The sequence below is a fragment of the Nocardioides sp. URHA0020 genome (assembly GCF_000620705.1).
Lineage (GTDB): Bacteria > Actinomycetota > Actinomycetes > Propionibacteriales > Nocardioidaceae > Nocardioides.
This window is the reverse complement of record NZ_KK211167.1, coordinates 172581-198118: the sequence shown is the minus strand read 5'-3', so window position 1 is coordinate 198118 and position 25538 is coordinate 172581. Positions and strand designations below refer to the sequence as shown.

Annotated in this window: 24 protein-coding genes; 15 read left to right on the top strand and 9 right to left on the bottom strand. The window is 71.4% G+C overall.

The annotated features are described in order from the left end of the window. The first annotated feature begins 57 nt into the window (after window positions 1-57). The 7 genes from N542_RS0109695 to trxA all read left to right on the top strand — a co-directional run bounded on the left by N542_RS0109695 (window position 58) and on the right by trxA (window position 8846). Complete coding sequence (locus tag N542_RS0109695; RefSeq protein ID WP_155992959.1) at window positions 58-2202, top strand: DUF6049 family protein; 2145 nt, start codon at window positions 58-60, stop codon at window positions 2200-2202. A gap of 7 nt (window positions 2203-2209) precedes the next feature. Then, on the top strand, window positions 2210-3907 hold the full coding sequence (gene murJ / locus N542_RS0109690) for a murein biosynthesis integral membrane protein MurJ (RefSeq protein ID WP_036507210.1): 1698 nt from the start codon (window positions 2210-2212) through the stop codon (window positions 3905-3907). Window positions 3908-3974: 67 nt separating this feature from the next. Then, a complete protein-coding gene (locus tag N542_RS26595) occupies window positions 3975-5933 on the top strand; it encodes a protein kinase family protein (RefSeq protein WP_051551568.1) in 1959 nt (652 codons plus the stop codon). After that, window positions 5930-6619, top strand: coding sequence for an RNA polymerase sigma factor SigM (gene sigM, locus N542_RS0109680; RefSeq protein WP_028643748.1), 690 nt, complete (start codon window positions 5930-5932; stop codon window positions 6617-6619). The genes N542_RS26595 and sigM overlap by 4 nt, the downstream gene beginning before the upstream one ends. 58 nt (window positions 6620-6677) lie before the next feature. Then, the gene (locus N542_RS0109675) at window positions 6678-7319 is read left to right on the top strand and encodes a hypothetical protein (RefSeq protein WP_028643747.1); all 642 of its coding nucleotides are present in this window, start codon (window positions 6678-6680) and stop codon (window positions 7317-7319) included. A 101-nt stretch (window positions 7320-7420) separates the two neighbouring features. Beyond that, a complete protein-coding gene (gene trxB / locus N542_RS0109670; RefSeq protein ID WP_028643746.1) occupies window positions 7421-8437 on the top strand; it encodes a thioredoxin-disulfide reductase in 1017 nt (338 codons plus the stop codon). Between the two features lie 82 nt (window positions 8438-8519). Continuing rightward, window positions 8520-8846 carry a thioredoxin gene (gene trxA, locus N542_RS0109665; RefSeq protein WP_028643745.1) on the top strand — a complete coding sequence of 109 codons (327 nt, stop codon included), beginning with the start codon at window positions 8520-8522 and terminating at the stop codon, window positions 8844-8846. Here the strand turns inward: trxA and N542_RS0109660 are convergent, their stop codons facing one another. Then, on the bottom strand, window positions 8847-9500 hold the full coding sequence (locus tag N542_RS0109660; protein WP_028643744.1) for a GNAT family N-acetyltransferase: 654 nt from the start codon (window positions 9498-9500) through the stop codon (window positions 8847-8849). A 61-nt stretch (window positions 9501-9561) separates the two neighbouring features. Between N542_RS0109660 and N542_RS0109655 the strand changes: the two genes are divergently transcribed. Continuing rightward, window positions 9562-10776 (top strand): pyridoxal phosphate-dependent aminotransferase, encoded by a 1215-nt coding sequence (locus tag N542_RS0109655; protein ID WP_028643743.1) that lies wholly within the window; start codon window positions 9562-9564, stop codon window positions 10774-10776. 13 nt (window positions 10777-10789) lie between these two features. After that, window positions 10790-11554: a lysophospholipid acyltransferase family protein gene (locus N542_RS0109650; RefSeq protein ID WP_028643742.1), complete on the top strand. Its 765-nt coding sequence runs from the start codon at window positions 10790-10792 to the stop codon at window positions 11552-11554. Between the two features lie 45 nt (window positions 11555-11599). Here the strand turns inward: N542_RS0109650 and N542_RS0109645 are convergent, their stop codons facing one another. From N542_RS0109645 to rpmH, 8 genes are all read right to left on the bottom strand, one after another. Then, entirely contained in the window at window positions 11600-12568 is a 969-nt protein-coding gene (locus N542_RS0109645) for a ParB/RepB/Spo0J family partition protein (protein WP_028643741.1), read from the bottom strand. After that, window positions 12565-13506: a ParA family protein gene (locus N542_RS24195; protein WP_051551567.1), complete on the bottom strand. Its 942-nt coding sequence runs from the start codon at window positions 13504-13506 to the stop codon at window positions 12565-12567. Before N542_RS24195 ends, N542_RS0109645 begins: the two co-directional genes overlap by 4 nt. A 146-nt stretch (window positions 13507-13652) precedes the next feature. Beyond that, a complete protein-coding gene (gene rsmG / locus N542_RS0109635) occupies window positions 13653-14378 on the bottom strand; it encodes a 16S rRNA (guanine(527)-N(7))-methyltransferase RsmG (protein WP_231482584.1) in 726 nt (241 codons plus the stop codon). Between the two features lie 44 nt (window positions 14379-14422). Then, window positions 14423-15043 carry a Jag family protein gene (locus N542_RS24190; RefSeq protein ID WP_081795114.1) on the bottom strand — a complete coding sequence of 207 codons (621 nt, stop codon included), beginning with the start codon at window positions 15041-15043 and terminating at the stop codon, window positions 14423-14425. Then, entirely contained in the window at window positions 15036-16043 is a 1008-nt protein-coding gene (gene yidC, locus N542_RS24185) for a membrane protein insertase YidC (RefSeq protein WP_036507201.1), read from the bottom strand. The genes N542_RS24190 and yidC overlap by 8 nt, the downstream gene beginning before the upstream one ends. A 3-nt stretch (window positions 16044-16046) precedes the next feature. Beyond that, on the bottom strand, window positions 16047-16325 hold the full coding sequence (gene yidD, locus N542_RS0109620) for a membrane protein insertion efficiency factor YidD (protein ID WP_028643739.1): 279 nt from the start codon (window positions 16323-16325) through the stop codon (window positions 16047-16049). Then, window positions 16322-16681: a ribonuclease P protein component gene (rnpA, locus tag N542_RS0109615; RefSeq protein ID WP_028643738.1), complete on the bottom strand. Its 360-nt coding sequence runs from the start codon at window positions 16679-16681 to the stop codon at window positions 16322-16324. Before rnpA ends, yidD begins: the two co-directional genes overlap by 4 nt. Window positions 16682-16710: 29 nt before the next feature. Continuing rightward, window positions 16711-16848 (bottom strand): 50S ribosomal protein L34, encoded by a 138-nt coding sequence (gene rpmH, locus N542_RS0109610; protein WP_028643737.1) that lies wholly within the window; start codon window positions 16846-16848, stop codon window positions 16711-16713. Between the two features lie 513 nt (window positions 16849-17361). Here rpmH and dnaA point away from each other — a divergent pair. The 6 genes from dnaA to gyrB all read left to right on the top strand — a co-directional run bounded on the left by dnaA (window position 17362) and on the right by gyrB (window position 25407). Next, a complete protein-coding gene (gene dnaA / locus N542_RS0109605; protein WP_028643736.1) occupies window positions 17362-18816 on the top strand; it encodes a chromosomal replication initiator protein DnaA in 1455 nt (484 codons plus the stop codon). A 432-nt stretch (window positions 18817-19248) separates the two neighbouring features. Next, window positions 19249-20385: a DNA polymerase III subunit beta gene (gene dnaN / locus N542_RS0109600; protein WP_028643735.1), complete on the top strand. Its 1137-nt coding sequence runs from the start codon at window positions 19249-19251 to the stop codon at window positions 20383-20385. Window positions 20386-20408: 23 nt separating this feature from the next. After that, window positions 20409-21308 carry a phosphogluconate dehydrogenase (NAD(+)-dependent, decarboxylating) gene (gene gnd, locus N542_RS0109595; protein WP_028643734.1) on the top strand — a complete coding sequence of 300 codons (900 nt, stop codon included), beginning with the start codon at window positions 20409-20411 and terminating at the stop codon, window positions 21306-21308. Between the two features lie 23 nt (window positions 21309-21331). Next, on the top strand, window positions 21332-22486 hold the full coding sequence (recF, locus tag N542_RS0109590; protein ID WP_028643733.1) for a DNA replication/repair protein RecF: 1155 nt from the start codon (window positions 21332-21334) through the stop codon (window positions 22484-22486). Beyond that, entirely contained in the window at window positions 22476-23042 is a 567-nt protein-coding gene (locus N542_RS0109585) for a DUF721 domain-containing protein (protein ID WP_028643732.1), read from the top strand. Before recF ends, N542_RS0109585 begins: the two co-directional genes overlap by 11 nt. 217 nt (window positions 23043-23259) lie before the next feature. Further along, on the top strand, window positions 23260-25407 hold the full coding sequence (gene gyrB, locus N542_RS0109580) for a DNA topoisomerase (ATP-hydrolyzing) subunit B (protein WP_442937443.1): 2148 nt from the start codon (window positions 23260-23262) through the stop codon (window positions 25405-25407). Window positions 25408-25538: the final 131 nt, after the last annotated feature.

Here is a 25538-nt window from a genome sequence, read left to right as displayed (position 1 = left end):
AGGGCGTGAGCGGGGCGGGGGCCCGATCCGCGCAGGCCCGGCCAGTAGAGTCGCTGCGTGCTACGCCTGGTGTCGCTGCTGTCTGCCTTGGCGGCGGCGGCATTTGCCGGCACCCTCGCCGTACCTCTCACCGCCCCGGCCGCAGCCGCGGTGCCCGCCCGAGACGCGGCGGACGCACCCCTGTCGGTGAGCATCGACAGCCTCGCGCCCTCGACCATCCCGCGGAAGGGACCCATCCGGGTCACCGGCTCGGTGACCAACCTCGACACCGAGACGTGGTCCACTGTCAACCTCTACCCGTTCATCTCGGACACCCCGATCTCGAGCACCGCCGAGCTGGCCGAGGCTTCCGAGACCGACGCCGAGGACGACGTCGGCAAGCGGATCGTCGACCCCGGGCCCTACTTCACCATCGACGAGCTGGCTCCCGGCGAGACCATGCAGTACTCCATCTCGGTGCCGCGCGTGCGCCTGCTCGTCACGGCGCCCGGGGTCTACTGGTTCGGGGTCCACGCCCTCGGCGCCGGCCCGGACGGCACCCGGGACAACACCGCCGACGGCCGCGCCCGCACCTTCCTCCCGCTCGTCCCGGCGGCGACCACGAAGGTCGTCGACACCGCGCTGGTCGTGCCGATCCGCGGCGCCGTGCGCCACGAGAGCGACGGCCGGATCGCCGGCCTCAGCGACTGGACGCGCACCCTGTCGACCGGTGGCCGGCTGCGGGGCCTCACCGACTTCGGCCTCGCCGCGGGGGACCGGCCGATCACCTGGCTCGTGGATCCGGCGATCACCGACGCCGCCACCCGGCTCACCGAGGGCAACCCGGCGCGGTCGCTGGCCCCCACGCTCGAGCCGGGCGAGCCGGACAGCACGGAGTCCGCGAGCCCGTCGCCGGACGCGTCGCCGGAGCCCACCGACGACGGGTCCGACGCCGCGGACGCCGACACCCCGGAGGACCCCGACCTGGCTGCCGCCTCCGCGGCCGCCACCCAGTGGCTCGAGCGGCTGCACACCGGGCTGGAGGGCAGCGAGATCCTCGGCCTGCCGTACGGCGACGTGGACGTCTCGGGCGCCGCCGCGCACAACCCGAAGGCCTACGCCCGGGCCCACAAGCGCACCGGCACCGAGCTCGCGCCCTGGGGGCTCCCCCTCTCCCCCGCCGTCTCGTCGCCGTCCGGCTACCTCTCGCCGGCCGCGGTCGAGCTGGCCGCCGCCGACTCCCAGGTGCTCCTGACGGACCGGATGTTCCGGGGCCGGGCGCCCGCGGTCGCCACGACCGGAGGGCACACCGTCGTCGTGACGTCGTCCGAGGCCGCGACCGGCGGGCCGGGTCCGGACGAGTCGCTGGCGCCGGTCGCCGTACGGCAGCGCATCCTCAGCGAGGCCGCGCTGCGCCTGGCGACGACGGGTCAGCCCCCGCTGGTCGTGACGGTCCCGAGCAGCTGGGACGCGGGCTCGAGCACCGGGTTCTTCGAGGGCCTGGACGTCGACTGGCTGCACCTCACGACGGTGGACACGGTCGCGGCGCACACCGGGCGCGAGGTCGACGCCGACACCCTGAGCTACCCGAAGGCGCAGCAGGCCGCCGAGCTCGACGCGACCGACTTCGCCGCCGCGACGGCGCTGGCCCACGCCGGTGACACCCTGCAGAACCTGCTGACCCGCAACGACCGGGTCGGCGGCGTCGTCCGGGACGAGGCGATGACCGACGTGTCCTTCGCCGACCGGCGCGACCCCACGATCAGCCAGGCCTCCGCGTCGCGCTCGCGGGAGTGGATCGAGGAGCGCCTGCGCATGGTCGACGTGGCGGCACCGCCGTCGGTGATCCTGGCGAGCGGCAGCGGCCGGTTCTCGGCCACCGTCACCAACGGTCTGGACCAGCCCGTGACCGTGCGCCTGGAAGCCGAGACGGACCCGTTGCTGACGGTCACGGTGCCGGACAAGGACGTCGAGATCGGCCCCGGCAGCCGGACCACGATCCTGCTCCACGCGTCGTCGGAGGCCACCGGCGTCCGCAACGCCCGGCTGGTGCTCACCGACTCCGAGGGTGCGCCGCTCGGCACGTCGGACTCCCTTCCCTTCCGCTCCAGCCGGGTCAGCAGCGTCATCTGGCTGATCCTCGGGACTGGGCTCGCCCTGCTCTTCGCCACCATCGTGATCCGGCTCTTCCGCCGGATCCGAGCGGCTGCAACGTCAGCGTGAGCAGCCGATGAGCGCCTTCGACGACGAGCGGCCCGAGGAGGAGCGCGAGCGCGTCCTCGCCAACAGCGCGGTGATGGCGGTCGGGACCGTCTTCTCCCGGGCGAGCGGTTTCATCCGGTCCGCCCTGCTGGTGGCGGCGCTGGGCGCGTCGTTGCACGCGGACCTCTTCAACATCGCCAACACGATCCCGAACATGCTCTACATCCTGCTCGCGGGCGGCGTCGTCAACGCCGTGCTGGTCCCGCAGCTGGTGCGCACGATGAAGCAGGACGCCGACGGCGGCGAGGCGTACGCCAACCGGATCATCACGCTGGCCGGGCTGTTCCTGGGCGTCGTCACCGTGCTGCTGGTGGTCGCCGCCCCGTGGGTGATGTCGGTGTTCCTGGACTCGGCGTTCGGTCGACCCTGCCTGAGCGCCCAGCGCGACTCGATCATCGACTTCGCCCGGCTCTGCCTGCCCCAGGTCTTCTTCTACGGGATGTACGTCCTCATCGGCCAGGTGCTCAACGCGCGCGGCCGCTTCGGGCCGATGATGTGGGCGCCGATCGCCAACAACGCCATCTCGATCGCGGTGCTGGTGGTCTACCTCTTCGTCTTCGGCCCCGCGCGCGGCGCCGAGGTGTTCGGCTCCTTCACCTCCGGGCAGGAGCTGCTGCTGGGCCTGGGCGCCACCGTCGGCATCGCCGCCCAGTTCGCGATCCTGGTGCCCTACCTGCGCGCGACCGGCTTCCACTACCGCCCGCGCTTCGACTTCGTCGGCACCGGGCTGGGCCGGACCCTGCAGCTCGGGGTCTGGACCGTGCTGTTCGTGATCGTCAACCAGATCGCGTACACCGTCGTGGTGCGGCTCGCCTCGGGCGGCACCGCGGCGATCGCCTGCGACGGCGTGCACGCCTCCGGGGCCACCGGCTACACGGTCTACTCCAACACGTTCCTGATCATCATGGTCCCGCACTCGATCATCACCGTGTCGCTGGCCACCGCCATCCTGCCGCGGCTCGCCGCGCGCGCGGCCGACGGCGACCTCGCGGCGGTCGCCCGGTCCCTGTCGTCGACCCTGCGCAGCGCCCTCGCCCTGGTCGTCCCGTTCGCCGCGCTGCTGCCGGTCGTCGCCACCGACGCCGCGCACCTGCTCTGGGGGTACGGCGCCGGGCGCGACGACTACGACCTCTTCGCCCCGCCGCTCTCGCTCTTCGGCATCGGGCTGGTCTTCTTCACCGTCCACTACCTGATGCTGCGCGGCTTCTATGCCCTCGAGCGCAACGCCCAGGTGTTCTGGATCCAGTGCGTCGTCGGGGTCGTCAACATCGCGGTCGCCGTGACCCTGGTCCACGGCGTCGACGAGCTCGGCACCGCGTCCGCGCTGGTGCTCGCGTACGCCGCGGCGTACCTCGTCGGCGCGACGCTGTCCTACCTGATGCTCTCGCGTCGTGTCGGTGGCCTGGAGGCCGCGGCGCTGCTCCGGTTCCTGCTCCGCCTGGCCGTCGCGACGGCCGCGGCGGTGGCCGCGGCCGGCGGCTCGGCGTACCTGCTGCACCAGATCGTGGGTGACGACAGCTGGTGGGCGGCCGCAGTGACGCTCGTCCTCGCCGGCGCCGCCGGCGGCCTGGTGCTGGTCGGCGCGGCGCGCGCGCTGCGGCTGAGCGAGCTGACGTCGATCGTCGACACGATCGCACGTCGGCTGCCCCTCCCTCGTCGGCGTTGACATCGCCCTACGATGGGCCTGGACCACCGCGACGACGGTCTGGTCCGAGTCCGACGAGGGGAGCTGAGTGCCGAGCTCGATCCGGCCCGGCGACGTGCTCGCCGACCGGTACCGCCTGGTCGACCTGCTCACGGAGAGCGGGGGCGGCCGGTTCTGGCGTGCCCACGACCGGGTGCTGGACCGGCACGTCGCCCTGCACGTCATCGCCGAGGACGACGAGCGCGCCACCGACCTGCTCGAGGCGGCACGGCGCTCCGCGACCGTCCACGACCGGCGCCTGCTGCGGGTCCTGGACGCCGACCGGGCCAACGGGCTCTGCTACGTCATCAACGAGTGGGGCTCGGGCGACTCCCTCGACATCATGCTCGCTGCCGGACCGCTCGGTCCGCGTCGAGCGGCCTGGCTCGTGTCCGAGGTGGCCGCCGCCGTCGCCGCCGGCCACGAGGTCGGGGTCGCCCACGGCCGGCTGATCCCAGAGAACGTGCTCGTCGACCACACCGGCGGCGTCCGCCTGATCGGGTACGCCGTGGACGCGGCCATGCACGGGCTCCCGGCCGGCCGGGTGTCGACCGACGTCGCCGACCTCGGCGGCATCCTCTACTGCGCGCTCACCGGCAAGTGGCCCGGAGTCTCCTCGTCGGCCATCGCCGAGGCGCCCCTCGAGCAGGGCCGGGTGCTCCGCCCCCGCCAGGTCCGCGCCGGCATCCCGCGGCCGCTGGACACGCTGTGCGACGAGGTCGTCAACCCCTACTCCGGGCCGGCCGGCGCCCGCCTGCGCGAGACCCACGACGTCGCCTCCGCCCAGGGCATCGCCGACTACCTGTGCGCGTTCGTCGGCGACAGCACCGGCCTGGCGGAGGCGGAGGCCGCCGCCGGTCACCGCGACACCAACGAGATCGCGGCCCTGCCCGCGATCGCCGACCGGCCGGCCCGCCAGGTCCCGCCCCCGACGCCCGAGCCGGAGCCGGAGCCCGACCCGGAGCCGGAGGCGGCGACCGACCCGGCGCAGCCCGCCGTACCCGTGGACACCGTCGAGACGACCCAGCCCGCCCAGCCCGCCCAGCCGGCCCAGCCCGCTGACACGCCCGAGCCGGCGGCCGAGCTGCCGACCCAGGCCGGGCTGCCGATCTTCGACGACGAGACCGACGACGTCTCCTGGCTGGTCGCGCCGGGCGAGCCCGCCGCGCCACCCCCGCCGTTCGAGGAGCCACCGGAGCGCCCGCTCTTCGCCCCTACCCCGGCCGAGGGCACGCCCACCCGCAGGCCGCGTCCCGGAGCGCGGCCCAGCACGCCGCCGGTCCCGGCACCGGTCCCGGCGCCCGCCCCGGCTCCCGGTGGCCGCGGCTTCTGGCCCTGGGACACCGGCACCGGCCTGATCGCCGCGGCCGACGAGCCCGAGGAGGAGATGCCGGGTCGCAACTGGCTGCGCCTGGCCGCTGTCATCGCGGCCGCCGTGCTCCTGCTGCTCGCCGTCGCCGTCGCCTACAACCTCGGCCGCGGCCGCACCCCTCTGGGCGCCGTGCCGGACGACGACGACCGTCCGTCCGCGACCCCGTCGAGCCAGGCGCCGGTCTCGCCGGCGACCGACCCGATCACCGGGGTCACCGCCACCGACTTCGACCCGCAGGGCACGCCGCCGCAGGAGAACCCCGAGCTGGCGCCGCTCGCCGTCGACGGCGACAAGGCGACAGCCTGGCGCAGCCTCAACTACAAGCAGAACTTCGGCCCCGGCGGGCTCAAGGCGGGGGTCGGCCTGGTCCTCGACCTCGGCGCCGAGCGCTCGGTCACGGCCGTCGACGTGACGGTGCTGGGCGGGTCGACCGGCCTGTCGCTCTACCTCACCGACACCCGCCCGACCACGACCGACGGCCTCAAGGCCGTCGCCCGGGCCACGGTCGACAAGACCGACCGGATCACCCTCGACCAGCCGGTCCGAGGCCGCTACCTCGTCGTGTTCCTCACCTCCGTGCCCGCCACCGCCGACGGCTTCCGCGGTGAGGTCGCCGAGGTGACGGCGCGCGGATGAGCGAGGCGCAGCACGAGCCCACGGACGCCGAGTTGCTGGCCGCTCACGTCGGGGGTGACCCGGACGCGTTCGGCCGGCTCTTCGCCCGGCACCGCGACCGGCTCTGGGCGGTGGCGCTGCGCACGATGGGCAACCGCGACGACGCGGCCGACGGCCTCCAGGACGGCCTGGTGGCGGCGTACCGCCGGGCCGGCACGTTCCGCGGTGACTCCGCGGTGACCACCTGGCTGCACCGCGTCGTCGTGAACGCCTGCCTCGACCGCCTGCGCGCGGCCAAGGTACGCCGCGCCGAGCCGCTGCCCGACGACCTCGACGAGCGCGGGGACCGCGGGTCGCTGCGCTCGGCGACCGACGAGGTCGCCGACCCGGCCGACCACGCGAGCCGCACCGAGCAGCGCGCCATGGTCCTCGACGCGCTGCGCACCCTGCCGGAGGAGCAGCGAGCCGCGCTGGTGCTCGTCGACATGGAGGGCTACCCGGTCGCCGAGGCGGCCGCGATCCTCGACTGCGCGGTCGGGACCGTGAAGTCACGGTGCTCCCGCGGCCGGGCCCGCCTCGCCGAGCTGCTCGCGCCCCTGCTCGACGCCGCCGAGGGTGACCCGCACGACACCCCGGCGCGGAACCCGGTGGCCTCGACGCCCGTCGAACCCACCGACGCCCCGCGTGGTCCACCGGCCACCGGCTGAGTCCCCGTCACCCACCAGTGCCACCACCAGGCCGACCACCACGAGGAGGTGAACACCCGTGTCCGATCCCGAGCCGACCCCCGCCGAGGAGCAGGTACGCCGGCTCCTGGCCGACGCCCGTCACGACGAGCCGATGCCCGCCGAGGTCGTCGACCGTCTCGACCGGGTGCTCGCCGGGCTCGACCTAGGTCGGCCGACCCCTCCCGTCGACCTCGCCGCACGCCGGCGACGGCGTACAGCACGCACCCTCCTGGTCGCCGCCTCCGCCGTGGTCGTCCTCGCTGTGGGCTTCACCCAGCTCGACCTGGGCGGCGGGGGCGGTGACGCCGGGTCCGCCCAGCGGTCCGAGGCCGGGGGCGCCTCCGCGCCGCAGTCCGACGTCGACGGCGACAGTGCGGGCGATCGCAGCCAGCTCGCGACCGGCCCCCCGGTCGTGCTGAGCTCGGCCGGCTTCGGCACCGAGGTCAGAGCCCTCCTCGCCGCCAAGCAGGGCTCCGCCAGCGCGCGCCCGATCGTCCCGTCGCTGCCGCCCGCCTGCGCCGACCTGGCGGTGGGGCCCGGTGAGCGCCTGGCCGTCCAGTACGACGGGGAGCCCGGCGTGCTCGTCCTGCGGCCGCCGTCCGGCGACCGGCAGCGGGTCGACCTCTACCTGTGCGGCGAGACCGCGGTGGTCCGGTCCAGCACGGTCGCGGTGGGCTGAGCCACTCCGGGGAAGTTTCCTCACCTACGATCGGTTCTACCCGTGCCGCTCGACACCGACAGCGGCACCCGCTCCACCCAGCAAGAGGAGAGTCGCGCTCCATGTCCGACACCGACGTCCGCAACGTCATCATCATCGGCTCCGGCCCGTCCGGCTACACCGCTGCGGTGTACGCCGCCCGCGCGAGCCTCCAGCCGCTGGTCTTCGAGGGGTCGGTGACGGCTGGTGGTGCGCTGATGAACACGACCGAGGTCGAGAACTTCCCCGGCTTCCGCGACGGCATCATGGGTCCCGCCCTGATGGACGAGATGCGTGCCCAGGCCGAGCGCTTCGGCGCCGAGCTGATCTCCGACGACGTGGTCGAGGTCGACCTGAGCGGCGACATCAAGGTCGTGCAGACCGCCGACGCCACCTTCCGGGCGCGCTCGGTGATCCTGTCGATGGGCTCGGGCTACCGCAAGCTCGAGCTGCCCCGCGAGGACGAGCTGTCCGGTCGCGGCGTGTCGTGGTGCGCGACCTGCGACGGCTTCTTCTTCCGCGACCAGCACATCGCGGTCGTCGGCGGCGGTGACTCCGCGATCGAGGAGGCGACCTTCCTCACCCGCTTCGGGTCCAAGGTCTCCCTCATCGTGCGCCGCGACGAGCTGCGTGCCTCCAAGATCATGCAGGACCGGGCGTTCGCCGACCCCAAGCTCGAGATCATCTGGAACTCCAAGGTCGCCGAGATCAACGGCGCCGACCGCCTCGAGTCCCTCACCCTCGAGGACACCGTCACCGGGGAGACCAGCAACCTGCCGGCGACCGGCCTCTTCATCGCGATCGGCCACGACCCGCGCTCGGAGCTGCTCCCGGGCCAGGTCGACCTCGACGACAACGGCTACGTCCTGGTGCGGCACCCGTCGACGGCCACCAACGTCCCCGGCGTGTTCGCTGCCGGCGACCTGGTCGACCACCACTACCGCCAGGCCATCACCGCGGCGGGCACGGGCTGCGCGGCGGCCCTGGACGCCGAGCGCTACCTGGCAGACCTGGACTTCGGCGCCGTCACCCCCGCGCAGGCGCAGGACGACGTGGCGGCCGAGGCGCTCGACGAGCGCGTGACGACCGCGGGCCTCTGACCCGCGTCGTTCAGGGAACATCGGGCCGCGGCCTGGTGTTGAGTGATCAGACCTCCGAGTTCACCGTCGAAAGGAACCATCCGTGGGCAACATCAGTGCAGTGACCGACGCCGAGTTCGAGGCGCAGGTCCTCAAGTCCGACAAGCCGGTCCTCGTGGACTTCTGGGCAGAGTGGTGCGGCCCGTGCCGCCAGGTCGCCCCGATCCTCGACGAGATCGCGACCGCCCACGGTGACAAGGTCACCTTCCTCAAGATGAACGTGGACGAGAACCCGGTCACCCCGTCGTCGTACCGGGTCACCGGCATCCCGACGATCAACGTCTACCAGGGCGGCGAGGTCGTGAAGAGCATCGTCGGCGCCCGCCCCAAGGCCAAGCTGCTCGACGAGCTGGCCGAGTACATCGCCTGATCAACCACCCGCAAGGGTGTCCCGCGAGGCCCGTGTCGCTTTCGGCGCCGGGCCTCGCGCCGATTTCGGGCGCATCGCGCCCACGAGGCGGCCCAGGACGCTCTCCACCTCGTCCTTCCAGCTGAGCGCCGCCCGCAGGTCCATCCGCATCCGCGGCGTGCTCGGGTGCGTCCGGTGGGTCTTGAATCCCACGCTGCCGAGGAACTCGACCGGCAGCAGGCAGCGTCCACCGCGACCCAGCGGGTCGCCGAAGGCCTCGACCGCGCCGATCCCCCCGCGCTGCACCAGGTCGTTGGCCAGTCCCTGCACCAGCATCCGGCCCAGTCCACCGCCGCGGTGCGCCGGATCCACGTGGATCGTGGTCAGCAGCACCGCGTCCGACGACACCGGTGCCGTCGCGAAGGCCGCCGCGCCCGGCACGAACGCCTCCGGCGCGTAGAGCGCGAACCCGACGGGCACGTCGTCGACCAGCGCCACCCGACCGCACGAGCCCCACTCGCGCAGCACCTCCGACACCCAGGCGTCCTTCTCCGCGCAGGGATCCGTCACCCGGCCGCGGCGTACCGGGTCCAGCTCCCAGAAGAGGCAGGAGCGGCAGGGCGCGGCGAGGTCCTCGAGATGGTCGAGGGTCAGCCGGACCACCTTGCGCGACATCACACTCCCTCCGCCGTGCTCCCCCGACCCATGGTAGGCACCGGCCTGTCAGGATGACCGGGTGCGCAAGATCCGACAGAGCCGCAAGCTGCAGAACGTCCGGTACGACGTCCGCGGACCGATCCTGCTCGAGGCTCAGCGGCTGGAGGCCGAGGGTCACCACATCCTCAAGCTGAACATCGGCAACACCGCGCCGTTCGGCTTCGAGGCGCCGGAGGCCATCGTGGCCGACATCGTGCACCACCTGCCCTACTCGCAGGGCTACAGCGACAGCCAGGGCATCTACCCGGCCCGGACCGCTGTCGCGCAGTACTACCAGAGCCACGGGCTGCGCGACGTCGGCGTCGACGACGTCTTCATCGGCAACGGCGTCTCCGAGCTGATCACCATGGTGCTGCAGGCGTTCCTCGACGACGGCAACGAGATCCTCGTGCCGGCGCCCGACTACCCGCTCTGGACCGGCGCCGTCACCTTGTCCGGAGGGACGGCCGTGCACTACGAGTGCGACGAGGCCAACGGCTGGAATCCCGACCTCGCCGACATCGAGGCCAAGATCACCGAGCACACCCAGGGCCTGGTGATCATCAACCCCAACAACCCCACCGGCGCCGTCTACAGCGAGGCGGTCGTCACGGGCCTGATCGACATCGCCCGCCGCCACGAGCTGGTCGTCTTCGCCGACGAGATCTACGAGAAGATCATCTTCGACGACGCCGAGCACCACCACGCGGCGACGTACGCCGGCAGCGACGTGCTCTGCCTGACCTTCGGCGGCCTGTCCAAGGCCTACCGCGTCTGTGGCTACCGGGCGGGCTGGCTGATGATCTCCGGGCCGCAGGAGATCGCCCAGGACTTCCTGGAGGGCCTCACCCTGGTCGCCAACATGCGGATGTGCGCCAACGTCCCCGCGCAGCACGCGATCCAGACCGCGCTGGGCGGCTACCAGTCGGTCGAGGAGCTGGTCGTGCCCGGTGGTCGGTTCTACGAGCAGAGCAAGCTCGCCAGCCGCCTGCTGAACGAGATCCCGGGCGTCAGCAACGTGGAGCCGATGGGCGCCCTCTACTGCTTCCCCCGGCTCGATCCCGAGGTCTACCCGATCGAGGACGACGAGGCGTTCGTGATCGACCTCCTGCGCGCCAAGAAGCTGCTCGTCACCCACGGCACCGGCTTCAACTGGCCGCGGCCCGACCACTTCCGGCTGGTGACCCTGCCCGACGCCACCGTCCTCGAGGAGGCGATCGGCCGCATCGCCGACTTCCTCGAGACCCGCCGCTGACCCGAGGAGCACCATGCGCGACATCACCTACCCCCCGGTCATCCTGGCTGCCAAGACCGGCTTCCGGCTGCTGGGCCAGCGCTTCGTGATGACCGGCACCGAGCACGTGCCGCGGACCGGCGGCGTGCTGCTGGCCTGCAACCACATCGGCTACGTCGACTTCGTCTACGGCGGCCTCGCCGCCAACCCCTCGGGCCGGCTGGTCCGGTTCATGGCCAAGCGCGAGCTGTTCGACCACTCCCTGGTCGGGCCGCTGATGCGCTCGCTGCACCACATCGAGGTGGACCGCGGGGCCGGGGAGTCCTCGGCGCGTACGGCGATCGACTACCTGCGCCGCGGGGAGGCGGTCGGCATCTTCCCGGAGGCCACGATCTCGCGGTCGATGGAGCTCAAGGAGTTCAAGACCGGTGCGGTGCGGATCGCGGCCGAGGCCGGCGTGCCGGTGGTGCCGGTCGTCATGTGGGGCACGCAGCGGATGATGACGAAGGACCACCCGCGCGACTTCTCCCGGGGCAAGACCATCGCGCTGACCGTGGGCGCGCCGCTGCACCCCACGGGCGCGGACCCGGTCGCCGAGACCGAGGAGCTGCGCTCGGTGATGGCGGGGCTGCTCGACGAGACGATCCGCAGCTACCCGAGCGAGGAGCAGCCGACCGGGTCCTGGTGGCTCCCCGCGGCGTACGGCGGCTCCGCCCCGACCCCCGACGAGGCGCTGCGCCTGGACGCCGAGGAGCGACGGATCCGGGCCGAGCGACGAGCCAACAAGTCGACAAAGTGACTTGCTGACTTACCAATTCATTGCTTTGTCGGCTGCGCTTCCCGCTCAGACCGGGCGGTCGTTGCGGTTGCGCGGGTCCATGATGTCGACAATGCGCTGCAGGTCGTCCAGCGAGCCGAACTCCACCGTGATCTTGCCCTTGGCCCGGCCGAGGTCCACCTTGACCCGGGTCTCGAAGCGGTCGGAGAGCCGGTCGGCCAGGTCGACCAGGCCGGGAGCGTGCGGCTTGCTGCGGGTGGCCCGCGGTGCCGGCGAGTCGACGTCGCGAAGGGCGACGATCTCCTCCAGGGCGCGCACGCTGATGCCCTCGGCGATCACCTTGGCGGCCAGCCGGTCCTGGATCTCCGGGTTTTCGATCGCGAGCAGCGACCGGGCGTGGCCGGCCGAGAGCACGCCGGCCGCGACCCGGCGCTGGACGGCGGGTGTGAGCTTGAGGAGCCGCAGGGTGTTGCTGATCTGGGGCCGCGAGCGACCGATGCGGCTGGCGAGCTCCTCGTGCGTGCACCCGAAGTCGTCCAGCATCTGCGCGTAGGCCGCGGCCTCCTCCAGCGGGTTGAGCTGGGACCGGTGCAGGTTCTCCAGCAGCGCGTCGCGGAGCATGTCGACGTCGTCGGTCTCCCGGACGATCGCGGGGACCAGGTCCAGGCCGGCGGCCTGTGAGGCGCGCCAGCGACGCTCCCCCATGACCAGCTCGTACTCCTCCGGCCCGCGGCGGCGCACCACGACCGGCTGCAGGACGCCGATCTCCTTGATCGAGTGCACGAGCTCGGCCATCGCCTCCTCGTCGAAGACCTGGCGGGGCTGCACCTTGTTGGGCTGGATCTGCCCGACCGGGATCTCGGCGAAGTAGGCGCCCGAGACGGGGGCCAGCCCGGCGACGTCGAGCTGACCGATCGAGCCGGCGTCCGGCGTGCCTCCGTCGACGGGGGTCTCCTCGCTGGGCGGACCGGTCGGGATCAGCGAGCCGAGACCCCGGCCGAGACCACGACGCTGGGGCTGGCGGTTGGCGTTCATCGGCTGGCTCCCTGGACGGCGATCTCGCGTGCGGCCTCGAGGTAGGACAGCGCACCCGGCGAACCCGGATCGTAGGTCATCACGGTCTGCCCGTACGACGGCGCCTCCGAGACGCGGACAGACCGGGGGATCGAGGTCTTGAGGACCTGGTCGCCGAAGTGATCGCGCACCTCCTCCGCGACGCCGGCGGCCAGTCGGGTGCGGGCGTCGAACATGGTGACCAGGATGGTGGAGACCTCCAGCGCCTGGTTGAGGTGCGCCCGGACCATGTCGACGGTCTCGAGCAGTTGGCCGAGCCCCTCGAGCGCGTAGTACTCGGCCTGGATCGGGATCAGCATCTCGTCACCGGCCACGAGCGCGTTCAGGGTCAGCAGGCCGAGGGAGGGCGGGCAGTCGATGAGCACGTAGTCGAAGCGATCCTCGCCCGCGTCCGCCTCGGTGCCGACCCACGGGTGGCCGTGGACCGCCTTGCGCAGGCGGCTCTCACGGGCGACGACGGAGACCAGCTCGATCTCCGCACCGGCCAGGTCGATGGTCGCCGGCACGGCCCAGAGGTTCGCGACCTCGGGCGACTCGGACATCACGTCGACCAGGGGCTCGCCGTCGACGAGCGCGTCGTACGTCGAGGGCACCCCGCGCCGGTGCTCCACCCCGAGGGCGGTCGACGCGTTGCCCTGGGGGTCCAGGTCGATCACCAGCACGCGCTGCCCGAGCTGCGCCAGCCCTGCGGCGATGTTGACCGTCGAGGTCGTCTTGCCGACGCCGCCCTTCTGGTTCGCGACCACGAAGATCCGGGTCTTGCTCGGTCGCGTCATCGGCGGTCGCATCCGAGCCCCCTGACGGGCCAGCACAATGTGCTCCGCCGCGCGCGCCAGCGGGGTGGCGTGGTCGTCGTCGAAGGACGCAGCGGCGACGGCGATGTCCGCGGCGGTACGCACGCGGAAGCCGCCGGTTTCACGTGAAACATCGGGACCGGACTGCATGGGTCTCTCCTGTGGAGAACTGTCGTCGATCTGTGGATAGCCACGCTCAACGGGGGGATTCTGTCCGGTGGAAAACTCTTCGCCGGACCCGGCGCCATCCGTCACTTCTGCCGCCTCCCCTTCGCTGTCGATCGCTCGCGCCCCGAGGTGCGTCCGCCACCGCGCGGCGGTCGCTGCTCCTGGACCGGGCTGGTGGCCAGCGGCCAAGATACCCGTGCCGGATCGGCCCAGGCCACCCGCACCGCGATGGTCGGGGACACCGGCCAGCCCTCCCCGAGCATGAGCACCTCCGGCTCTGCACACCCCCACTGGTGCAAGGCCGCGGCGGCCGCCGTGATCTCCTCGCCCACCGAGCTGCCCTTCATCGCCAGCAACGCACCGGTGGGAGCCACCAGGGGCATCGACCACCCCAGCAGCCGCTCGAGCGGCGCGACTGCCCGCGACGTCACCACGTCGTACGTCACCCGACCGTGCAGAGCGTCGGCCTTGCCGCGCACCACCTCGACGTTCGTCAGCCCGAGCGTGCTGACGACCTCGTCGAGGAACGTGGTGCGGCGCAGCAGCGGCTCCACCAGCGTGATGCGCAGGTCGGCCCGGGCGATCGCGAGGACGAGCCCGGGCAGCCCGGCACCCGACCCGACATCGCACACCGTCACGTCGTGCGGGATCGCCTGCGCCAGCAGGGCGCAGTTGACCAGGTGCCGGTCCCAGAGGCGGGGCGCCTCGCGGGGGCCGATCAGCCCCCGGAACACCCCATCGGTCGCCAGCAGGTGGGCGAACTCCTCTGCCAGCGGCAGGCGCTCAGACGCGAACGCCCTCCGCGCCACGTCGGGCGTAGAGGGCGTTTCACGTGAAACATCGGGGTCCATCGTCACCCCGGGAGGACCACCACGAAGCGACGCGGTTCGACGCCCTCGGACTCGGACGTCAGGCCGGCGGCGGCGACCGCATCGTGCACGACCTTGCGCTCGAACGGCGTCATCGCGGGGAGCGACTCCGGGTCGCCGGACTCGCGGACCCGAGCCACCGACGCCTCGGCCACCGCCAGCAGCTCCTCGCGCTTGCGGGCCCGGAAGCCGGAGATGTCCAGCATCAGCCGGGTGCGCTCGCCGGTCTCGCGGTAGACGGCGAGCCGAGTCAGCTCCTGCAGGGCTTCGAGCACCTCACCGTTGTCACCGACGAGCTGCGACAGGTCCGCACCCACGATCGAGACGGCGGCGCGGTCCCCGTCGACGTCCATGTCCAGGTCGCCGTCCAGGTCGGCGATGTCGAGGAGCTCCTCGAGGTAGTCCGCGGCGATGTCGCCCTCGGCCTCGAGCTCCTCGAGCCGCGAGGTGCTCGCCGAGGGCTCCTCGCCGTCGTCGACCTGCTCCTCGTCGGCGGTCGTGTCATCGGCCGTGTCATCGGCCGTGTCGTCAGACGTCTCGTCCGCCGTCTCGTCCACCACGGTCTCGTCCACCACTGCGTCGTCGGTCAGGGTCTCGTCAGGCATCGGTGCCTCCTTCGGTCTTCGGCTTGGGGGTGGGGCTGGGTCGCTGACCTGGGGTCTGCTTCCGCTGCTTCTTGGACTGCTTCTTCGGCTGCTGGCGGGCCTGCGGCCGCGGCTCCTCGACGACGGGCAGGGCCTCGGCCTCCGGCTCGACCTTCCTGCCGTGCTTCTCCGCCTTGAGCCGGTCACGTTCCTTCTTGGCCGTCTCGGCGGCGGTGCCCGGCGCGGGGTTGTTGCGGATCACGTAGAACTGCTGGCCCATGGTCCACAGGTTCGAGGTGGTCCAGTAGAAGAGCACGGCGATCGGGAAGGCGATGCCACCGACCGCGAAGACGACGGGCAGGACGTAGAGGAGCAGCTTCTGCTGCTGGGCGTACGGGCCGCTCAGCGCGTCGGCCGGCATGTTCTTGCTCATCAGCTGCCGCTGGGTGGTGAAGGTCGTGGCCGTCATCGCGATCACGAGCAGCGCCGCGACAACCATGACGGCCGTGGATCCGTCCGCCTTGAGGAAGGTCGCCTTCAGCGGGATGACCCCGAAGAGCTCGGCGTTCTGGAAGCTGTGGGCCAGCTCGGTGGTGATGAAGGCCTTGCCGTCGCCCTTGGCCGCGTGGTGGTCGAGCAGCCGGAAGAGCGCCAGGAAGATCGGCATCTGGATCAGGATCGGCAGGCACGAGGCGAACGGGTTGGTCCCGCTCTCCTTGTAGAGCTTCATCGTCTCCTGGGCCAGCCGCTCCCGGTCGTGGCCGTACTTCTTCTGCAGCTCCTTGACCTTGGGCTGGATCAGCTGCATGTTGCGGCTCGACTTGATCTGCTTCACGAAGAGCGGGATCAGCGCCGCGCGCACCGTCAGGGTGAGGCCGATGACCGAGAGCACCCAGGTCAGGCCGCTGTCCGGGTCGAGCCCGATCTGCGTCAACATCCAGTGCCACGCGACCAGCACGGCCGAGATCGCGTAATAGAGCGGCGTCATGATCAGGCCGCCGAGATCGCCGAGGGCTCCCACGGATCAGGCTCCTTGCTGGGGTGAGGGACAGGGGCCCGCGTGACCGCGGGACGTACGAGGTGGCACCGGGTCGTACCCGCCGGCCGCCCAGGGGTGACAGCGCAGCAGTCGCCGCAGCGTCAGCCAGCTGCCGCGCAGGCTGCCGTGCGTGGTGACGGCTCCGAGGGCGTACGCCGAGCAGGAGGGGTGGTAGCGGCAGACCTGACCGTAGAGGGGGCTGACCGCCCAGCGATAGAGCCGCAGCAGGCCGATGAGCAGCCAGCGGACGGGGTCGTACCTCATCGCGTCACCTCTTCCCGCACCCGAGCGAGGCAACGGACCAGATCGGCCGAGAGTTCCCCGCTCGAGGCAGACGCCGCGGCCGGGAGCGCCCGGACCACGAGCGCAGCAGAGCCCGGGAGCGACGAGACGTGCTCCCGGGCCAGGTGTCTGAGCCGGCGTTTCACGCGGTTGCGCACCACGGCGTTGCCCACCGCCTTGCTGACCACGAAGCCGACCCGGGGACCGGAGGAGCCGGTCGGGGAGCCCACCTCGCGCGCGAGATGCACCACCAGCGTCCGGCTGCCGGCCCGTCTGCCGGCGCGCACGGTCTGCTGGAAGGACGCGCCGTCGGTGAGACGGAGTTCCGGGGGCAGCACGTGCCGGCCTGGGGCGGCGGACCGCGCCGTCAGACCGCCAGGTTCTTGCGGCCCTTGCGGCGACGCGACGACAGGATCGTGCGACCGGCGCGGGTGCGCATCCGGAGGCGGAAGCCGTGCACCTTGTGACGGCGACGGTTGTTCGGCTGGTACGTACGCTTGCTCACGAGCTCTTCTCCAACTGGTTGAGGCCATGACTGGCTCAGGGCAGCCACATCGGGCCGGGACGGCAGTACCTGACGCCTTTCGGCTGGCACCGCCCATCCACGAGTTGACCAGATGGTCGGCTGCTCTTCGTGGACATGCGGCACCGGTCGACACCGGGTGACCGAGCAACGGTACGCGCTGGGATTCCACAGGGTCAAACCCACACGGCCCCGACACCGTCCTGCCTGTGGATGACGGGTTGCCGCTGGCGTCCCAACCTTGTTACGTTCCAGCCGACCGAGGTTCCCCGCCGACCCCGATCCGGACCGCATCTGCGGGTCGTGTGACGCCAGACACAACGGTATCCACAAGCACCTGACCTGCACGAACGATGCAAATGCCGGGTCTCGGACGTGTCTCGGACCGACTCTCTCCACAGTGTGAGCGTCGGGTTCACAGCCTGTGGACAAAGTTGTGGACCAACTCGTCGTCCCAACCGGTGAGCACGACCAGTAGGAAAGAAAGCGGGAGCGGTGGAGCAGCAGACCTCGGACCTCGACGTCGCCTGGCGGGGCGTGGTCGACGACCTCCAGCCCAACCAGCGGGCCTGGCTCAGCGCGAGCGAGCCGGTGACCCTGCACGAGAGCACCGCCATCGTCGCGGTGCCCAACGACTTCACGCGCAACCAGCTCGAGGGCCGGCTGCGCGCCCAGCTCGAGGACGCCCTGAGCCTGCGCTTCGGTCGGGAGATCCGGATCGCGGTGACGGTGAACCCGGCCCTGGAGACCGAGGCCACGTCCCCGCCGTCGGACGAGCCACTCCATCCACAGATCGACTTGTCGACTAATCACCAAGTCAACACGCATCCCGCGATCCCCGCACCGCAGCCGCCGACTCCCGAGCCGGTCGCCCACGGTGCGGACGGCGGCACCCGGCCGTCGTCCTCGCTCGAGACCCGCCTGAACCCGAAGTACACCTTCGAGACCTTCGTCATCGGCTCGTCGAACCGGTTCCCCCACGCGGCCGCCGTCGCCGTCGCCGAGGCCCCGGGCAAGGCGTACAACCCGCTCCTGGTCTACGGCGACTCCGGTCTCGGCAAGACGCACCTGCTGCACGCGATCGGTCACTACGTCCGCTCCCTCTACACCTCCGCGCGAGTGCGCTACGTGTCGAGCGAGGAGTTCACGAACGAGTTCATCAACGCGATCCGCGACGACCGGCAGGACCGCTTCAAGCGCCGCTACCGCGACGTCGACGTGCTGCTGATCGACGACATCCAGTTCCTGGAGGGCAAGACCCAGACCCAGGAGGAGTTCTTCCACACCTTCAACACCCTCCACAACGCCAACAAGCAGATCGTGCTCACCTCCGACCGCGCGCCCAAGCGGCTCGAGGCGCTCGAGGACCGACTGCGCAACCGGTTCGAGTGGGGCCTGATCACCGACGTGCAGCCGCCCGACCTCGAGACCCGCATCGCCATCCTGCGCAAGAAGGCCGCGATGGACCGGCTCACGGCGCCGCCGGACGTCCTGGAGTTCATCGCCTCCAAGATCCAGACCAACATCCGTGAGCTCGAGGGAGCGTTGATCCGGGTGACGGCATTCGCGAACCTCAACCGCCAGGAGGTCGACATGACCCTGGCCGAGATCGTGCTCAAGGACCTGATCCCCGAGGGCGGCGAGCCCGAGATCACCGCCGCGCTGATCATCGCGCAGACCGCGGCGTACTTCGGGCTGTCCATCGAGGAGCTCACCGGCCCCAGCCGCGGCCGGCACCTGGTGATGGCCCGGCAGATCGCCATGTACCTGTGCCGCGAGCTCACCGCGCTCTCGCTGCCCAAGATCGGCGCCCAGTTCGGCAACCGCGACCACACCACGGTGATGTACGCCGACCGCAAGATCAACCAGCTGCTCGCCGAGCGCCGCGCCGTCTTCAACCAGGTCAGCGAGCTCACCAACCGGGTCAAGCTCCAGGCGCGCCAGTCCTGATCGCCGGCTCGAACCACACGACGACGTGTGGTTCTCCGGCCTGTGGATGAGGTGTGGTCCCGCGTGACATCCGGACCGAGGCCCTGTGCACTCGCGGCCACCGGGGTGTGCAGCGCCGGGCCGAGTGCACACCGGGACCCGGGTGGCACCGCTTCTCTCCACAGCCCCTGTGCACGTCGAATCGCCGTCCTGACCTGCAGGTACGGAAGTTGTCCACAGTTTCCACCGTTGCTATGACTCCTCCGTACCTCTAGACAGATCGATCCCCCGAAAACGTCCAACCGGGTCCCAACCTGGGGACAACCACCCGAACGCCGTGCCGGGTCGCCCCGTCCCCGGGGCCCGAAACGACACCGAACCTCCCGCTCGCGGTGCCTGCATGGCAGGATCTGCAATCCCACCGTCCGTGACGACCGACCAGAAGGACCCATCGTGAAGTTCCGCGTCGAGCGCGACGTGCTCGCCGATGCTGTCGCCTGGGCTGCGCGCAGCCTCCCGGTCCGTCCCAGCGTCCCGGTCCTCGCCGGACTGCTCATCGAGGCGACCGACGACGGTCTGGTGCTCTCCACCTTCGACTACGAGACCTCGGCCCGGGCCACCCTCAGCGCCCAGGTCAGCGACGAGGGCCGCGCCCTGGTCAGCGGCCGCCTGCTCGCCGACATCTGCCGCAGCCTGCCGGCCAAGCCGGTCGACATGGTCCTCGACGGTGCCCGTGTCTCGCTCACCTGCGGATCGGCGCGGTTCAGCCTCCAGACGATGCCGGTCGAGGACTATCCCGCCCTGCCCGACATGCCCGCGGCGACCGGCACCGTCGACAGCGAGGGCTTCGCCCACGCCGTCGCCCAGGCCGTGACCGCCGCCGGCCGCGACGACATGCTGCCCGTGCTCACCGGCGTGCGGATCGAGATCGACGGCTCGACCATCTCGCTGCTCGCCACCGACCGCTTCCGGCTCTCCCACCGCGAGCTGACCTGGAGCCCGCACGCCCCGGACGTCTCGGCGGCCGCGCTGGTCCCCGCCCGGGTGCTCGGCGACACCGCCAAGGCGCTGACCGCCGGCAGCGAGGTGACGATCGCGTTGTCCACCACCGGCACCGGTGAGGGCATCATCGGCTTCGAGGGTGACGCACCCGGCGGTCGACGTCGTACGACCACCCGCCTGCTCGACGGCGAGTTCCCCAAGGTCCGCAGCCTCTTCCCCGGTGAGCACCTGACGACCGCGCTCGTCGACAAGACCGCGCTGATCGAGTCGGTCCGACGCGTGTCGCTGGTCGCCGAGCGCAACACCGCGGTGCAGCTCGCCTTCAGCGACGGCGTCCTGACCCTCGACGCCGGCTCCGGTGACGAGGCCCAGGCCTCCGAGTCGATCGAGGCGAGCATCCAGGGCGACGACATCACCACGGGCTTCAACCCGCAGTTCCTCCTCGACGGACTGACCGTCATCGACCAGCAGGTCATCGAGCTCGCGTTCACCCAGGCCTCCAAGCCGGTGGTCCTCAGCGGGTCGACCGAGGGCGAGGCGGAGACCGCGTTCCGCTACTTGTTGATGCCTCGCCGACTGCTGTCCTGACCACCACGTTCTAGGCTGTCGTCATGGACATCGGACTCGTCGGGCTCGGCAAGATGGGTGGCAACATGCGCACCCGTCTGCGCGACGCCGGCCACACCGTCATCGGCTACGACCGCAACCCCGACCTGGCAGACGCAGACAGCCTGGCCGCGATGGTCGAACAGCTGCCGTCACCCAAGGTCGTCTGGGTCATGGTGCCCGCAGGGGACCCGACCCGCGGCACGATCCAGGAGCTCGGCGAGCTGCTGAGCGACGGCGACCTGGTCGTCGACGGCGGCAACTCCAAGTGGACCGACGACCAGATCAACGCCGAGAAGCTGGCCCAGAAGGGCATCGGCTTCGTCGACTGCGGAGTCTCCGGCGGGGTCTGGGGTCTGCAGAACGGCTACGCGCTGATGGTCGGCGGCACCGACGAGGACGTCGCGAAGGTGCAGCCCGCGCTCGACGCGCTCAAGCCCGAGGAGGGCGGCTTCGTCCACGCGGGCAAGAAGCCCGGCGCCGGCCACTTCGCCAAGATGGTCCACAACGGCATCGAGTACGCGATGATGCAGAGCTACGCCGAGGGCTGGGAGCTGCTCGAGAAGGTCGACCTCGTCGACAACGTCACCGACGTCTTCGACTCCTGGCGTTCCGGCACCGTGATCCGGTCCTGGCTGCTCGACCTGCTGGTCGCCGCGGTCGAGGAGGACCCGCACCTCGACAAGATCTCCGGCTACGCCGAGGACTCCGGCGAGGGCCGGTGGACCGTCGAGGCCGCGATCGAGAACGCCGTACCGATGAACGTCATCGCGGCCTCGCTCTTCGCGCGCTTCACCTCGCGCCAGGAGGACAGCCCCGCGATGAAGGCGATCGCGGCCATGCGCAACCAGTTCGGCGGTCACGCGGTGCACACGGAGCCGCCGGCCGGCGGCGACGCCGGCTGATCCAGCCGACCTAGCCGACCTCCGTGTACGTCGCGCACCTCTCGCTCCACGACTTCCGCTCCTACGCGACGGCGGACGTCGAGCTGGGGCCCGGGGTGACGGCGTTCATCGGACGCAACGGGCAGGGCAAGACCAACCTGGTCGAGGCGATCGACTACCTGTCGCGCCTGGCCTCGCACCGGGTGTCCGGTGACGCGCCGCTCGTCCGCGCCGGGACCGACCAGGCCGTCGTGCGCGCGGCCGTCGTGCGCGACGGTCGCACCGCGGTGCTCGAGGTCGAGATCAACCCGGGTCGGTCCAACCGGGCCCGGGTGAACCGGTCTCCGCTCCCCCGGGCGCGCGAGCTGGTCGGCCTGGTGCGCACGGTGGTCTTCTCACCCGAGGACCTCACCCTCGTGAAGGGCGACCCGTCGGACCGGCGCCGGTTCCTCGACGACCTGCTGGTGCTGCGCACCCCGCGCCTGGCCGGGGTCCGTGCCGACTACGACCGGATCCTCAAGCAGCGCAACTCGCTGCTGAAGACCGCCGGTGCCGCGCGCCGCGGCTCCTCGAGCCAGGAGGGCGCCCTCTCGACTTTGGGGGTCTGGGACGACCACCTCGCGCGCACCGGCGCCGAGCTGCTCGCCGAGCGCCTGACCCTGGTGGAGGCGCTGCGGCCCTACATCGGCAAGGCGTACGAGACGGTCGCCCGGGGCGCGAGCCGCGACGACGCCGACGTCGAGTACCGACCGTCGTTCGACCTCGAGGGCCGCACCGGCCGCGAGGATCTCGCCGAGGCACTGCTGGCCGAGGTCGAGCGGCGCCGCAAGGACGAGCTCGACCGCGGGATCTCCCTGGTCGGCCCGCACCGCGACGAGCTGCTGCTCAGCATCGGCCACGGCCCGGACCAGGACCGGCTGCCGGTCAAGGGCTACGCCTCGCACGGCGAGACGTGGTCGTTCGCGCTGGCGATGCGGCTGGCGTCGTACGACCTGCTCCGCTCCGACGGCGACGACCCGATCCTGATCCTCGACGACGTCTTCGCCGAGCTCGACACCGAGCGCCGGGCCCAGCTCGCGGAGCTGGTCGCCGGCGCCGAGCAGGTGCTCGTGACCGCAGCGGTCGGCGCCGACGTGCCCGAGGCGCTGGCCGGGGTGCGGTACGCCGTCGGCGGCGGCGAGGTGGTCCGTGAGCACTGAGCCCCCCGACGAAGCTCCGTCGGACCCGGAGTCGTCCGGACCGGCGGAGCCGGTGGAGGCGAGCCACCAGGCCGAGGGTCTCGACCTGGCCCGGGCGCTGACGCGGTCGACGGCCAGGTCGACCCCGAAGGCGCGCAAGCCCAAGCGCTTCGACCAGCGCACGACCCGCGGCCGGGTCACCGGCGCGCACCCCGACGACCGCGACCCCCAGCTGCTCGACGACACCCTCGGCCGGTTGGTCGCCGACCACGGCTGGGCGCTCGACCTGCGCGTCCAGGGCGTCTTCGGCCGGTGGGCCGAGCTGGTCGGCACCGAGGTCGCGCAGCACTGCACGCCGGAGACGTTCGACGATGGCCGGCTGGTGGTGCGCACCGACTCCACGGCCTGGGCCACCCAGCTCCGGCTGCTCGCCCCGACCGTCGTACGCCGCCTCAACGAGGAGCTCGGCCACGGCACCGTGACCGTGATCGAGGTGCTGGGCCCGCACGGCCCGACCTGGAAGAAGGGCCCCCGCTCGGCCCGGGACGGCCGGGGTCCCCGCGACACCTACGGCTGAGCCGGGCACGGGAGCGACAGAGACGATCTGAGCGCCCCGTCGCCGTACCGGGACCTGTCCGACCCCCTGCGAGGCCCTCCGATCGGCGCTCACGGGGCGGGACGGGCCACTTTTCCTCCACAGATCCCCCCTGCTCCGAGGGCCACGCGTGGAATACGGCCTTCTGAGGGCTATCATGGACATCGGCCGCAGGGCATCGACTCCCGCGGCCGTCTCCATGTCAGGACTGCCGTCAGAAGAGGTACGCGTGAGCGACGTCAACCCCGTCCAGGCCGACGAGGCCCCCACCGCCCCTTCGACCACGACCGTGGCCCCGGGCCGCATCGAGACGGAGTACGACGCGTCCGCGATCCAGGTCCTCGAGGGCCTGGAGGCCGTCCGCAAGCGCCCGGGCATGTACATCGGCTCGACCGGTGAGCGCGGACTCCACCACCTGATCTGGGAGATCGTCGACAACGCGGTCGACGAGGCGCTGGCCGGTCACTGCGACCGCATCGTCCTCACCCTCCAGGCCGACGGCGGGGTCCGCGTCGAGGACAACGGTCGCGGCATCCCGACCGACACCGCCCCCGGCCAGGAGATCCCGGCGCTGACGCTCGCGCTGACGGTCCTGCACGCCGGCGGCAAGTTCGGCGGCGGCGGCTACAAGGTGTCCGGCGGTCTGCACGGCGTCGGCGTCTCTGTGGTCAACGCGCTGTCGAGCCACCTGATCGCGGAGGTCCGCAACCGCGGACACGTCTGGCGCCAGAGCTTCACCATCGGCGTGCCCGACGGCCCGCTCGAGGAAGTCCGGGCGATGGAGCCCGGCGAGCGCACCGGTACGACGATCACCTACTGGGCCTCCCCCGACGTCTTCGAGACCACGACCCACTCCCTGGAGACGATCACGTCGCGGATCCGGGAGTACGCCTTCCTCAACAAGGGTCTCGAGATCGTCGTGCGTGACGAGCGTCCCGCGGCCGACGAGATCGCCGACGCCGTCGAGGACGAGATCGTCGCCGAGGAGACCGACGCCCAGCGCGCCGACGCGCTCAAGCGCGCCGAGAGCGGCGGCATCGAGCAGGTCTTCAAGTACGACCGCGGCCTGGTCGACTACGTCGAGCACCTCAACCGCCGCAAGCAGGTCGCCAACCCGACCATCATCTCCTTCGACGCCGAGACCCCGGAGTCGACCGAGAACCACATGAGCCTCGAAGTCGCGATGCAGTGGAACACGACGTACTCCGAGTCGGTCCACACCTTCGCCAACACGATCAACACCCACGAGGGCGGCACCCACGAGGAGGGCTTCCGCGCGGCGCTCACCTCCCTCGTCAACAACTGGGGCTTCGAGTGGGGCCTGATGAAGAAGCCCGAGGACCGGGTCTCGGGTGACGACATCCGCGAGGGCCTGACCGCGATCATCTCGATCAAGATGGGCGAGCCGCAGTTCGAGGGCCAGACCAAGACCAAGCTCGGCAACACCGAGGCCAAGGGCTTCGTCCAGCGCATCATGAACGACCAGCTCGGCGCCTGGCTCGAGCAGAACCCGGCCGAGGGCCGCGACATCGTCCGTCGGTCGCAGGCCGCCGCCCAGGCGCGCATCGCCGCGCGCAAGGCGCGCGACCTGGCCCGCTCCCGCAAGGGACTGCTCGGCGGCGGCAGCCTCCCCGGCAAGCTCTCGGACTGCCAGTCGACCAACCCGGCCGAGTGCGAGGTCTTCATCGTCGAGGGTGACTCCGCCGGCGGCTCGGCCCGCCAGGGCCGCGACCCGCGGATCCAGGCCATCCTGCCGATCCGCGGCAAGATCCTGAACGTCGAGAAGGCCCGCATCGACAAGGTGCTCGCCAACACCGAGGTGCAGTCGATCATCTCCGCCCTGGGCACCGGCATCCAGGAAGAGTTCAACATCGACAAGCTGCGCTACCACAAGGTCGTGCTGATGGCGGACGCCGACGTCGACGGCCACCACATCAACACCCTGCTGCTGACGCTGCTCTTCCGCTTCATGCGCCCCCTGATCGAGGGCGGGTTCGTCTACATGGCCCAGCCGCCGCTCTACCGGCTGCGGTGGAACAAGCCGCAGGAGCACGAGTTCGTCTACTCCGACGCCGAGCGGGACGCCCTGCTCCGCGAGGGCCAGGCGGCCGGCAAGAAGCTGCCCAAGGAGAACCCGGTCCAGCGCTACAAGGGTCTGGGCGAGATGAACGCCAAGGAGCTGTGGGAGACCACCATGGATCCCGACCAGCGCCTGATGCTCCAGGTGACCCTGGACGACGCGGCCCACGCGGACGAGATCTTCTCGATCCTGATGGGCGAGGACGTCGAGCAGCGCCGCTCCTTCATCCAGCGCAACGCCAAGGACGTCCGATTCCTGGATATCTAGATCTCTAGCGAGATCACTAGATTCCAGTAGAGCCGACGAGAGAGAACAAGACCTGTGACTGAGACCCCCACCGACGGCGGCACTCCCCCTCTGGGCCCGGGCGGCCGGATCGAGCCGGTCGAGCTGCAGAC

What these genes read in the sequence shown, in the direction of transcription:
- murJ (WP_036507210.1), top strand. Translation starts at nt 2,210, where the DNA reads ATGAGCGCCTTCGACGACGAGCGGCCCGAGGAGGAGCGCGAGCGCGTC.
- sigM (WP_028643748.1), top strand. Translation starts at nt 5,930, where the DNA reads ATGAGCGAGGCGCAGCACGAGCCCACGGACGCCGAGTTGCTGGCCGCT.
- trxB (WP_028643746.1), top strand. Translation starts at nt 7,421, where the DNA reads ATGTCCGACACCGACGTCCGCAACGTCATCATCATCGGCTCCGGCCCG.
- N542_RS0109660 (WP_028643744.1), bottom strand. Translation starts at nt 9,500, where the DNA reads ATGTCGCGCAAGGTGGTCCGGCTGACCCTCGACCATCTCGAGGACCTC.
- N542_RS0109650 (WP_028643742.1), top strand. Translation starts at nt 10,790, where the DNA reads ATGCGCGACATCACCTACCCCCCGGTCATCCTGGCTGCCAAGACCGGC.
- N542_RS0109645 (WP_028643741.1), bottom strand. Translation starts at nt 12,568, where the DNA reads ATGAACGCCAACCGCCAGCCCCAGCGTCGTGGTCTCGGCCGGGGTCTC.
- N542_RS24190 (WP_081795114.1), bottom strand. Translation starts at nt 15,043, where the DNA reads ATGCCTGACGAGACCCTGACCGACGACGCAGTGGTGGACGAGACCGTG.
- yidD (WP_028643739.1), bottom strand. Translation starts at nt 16,325, where the DNA reads ATGAGGTACGACCCCGTCCGCTGGCTGCTCATCGGCCTGCTGCGGCTC.
- gnd (WP_028643734.1), top strand. Translation starts at nt 20,409, where the DNA reads ATGGACATCGGACTCGTCGGGCTCGGCAAGATGGGTGGCAACATGCGC.
- gyrB (WP_442937443.1), top strand. Translation starts at nt 23,260, where the DNA reads ATGTCAGGACTGCCGTCAGAAGAGGTACGCGTGAGCGACGTCAACCCC.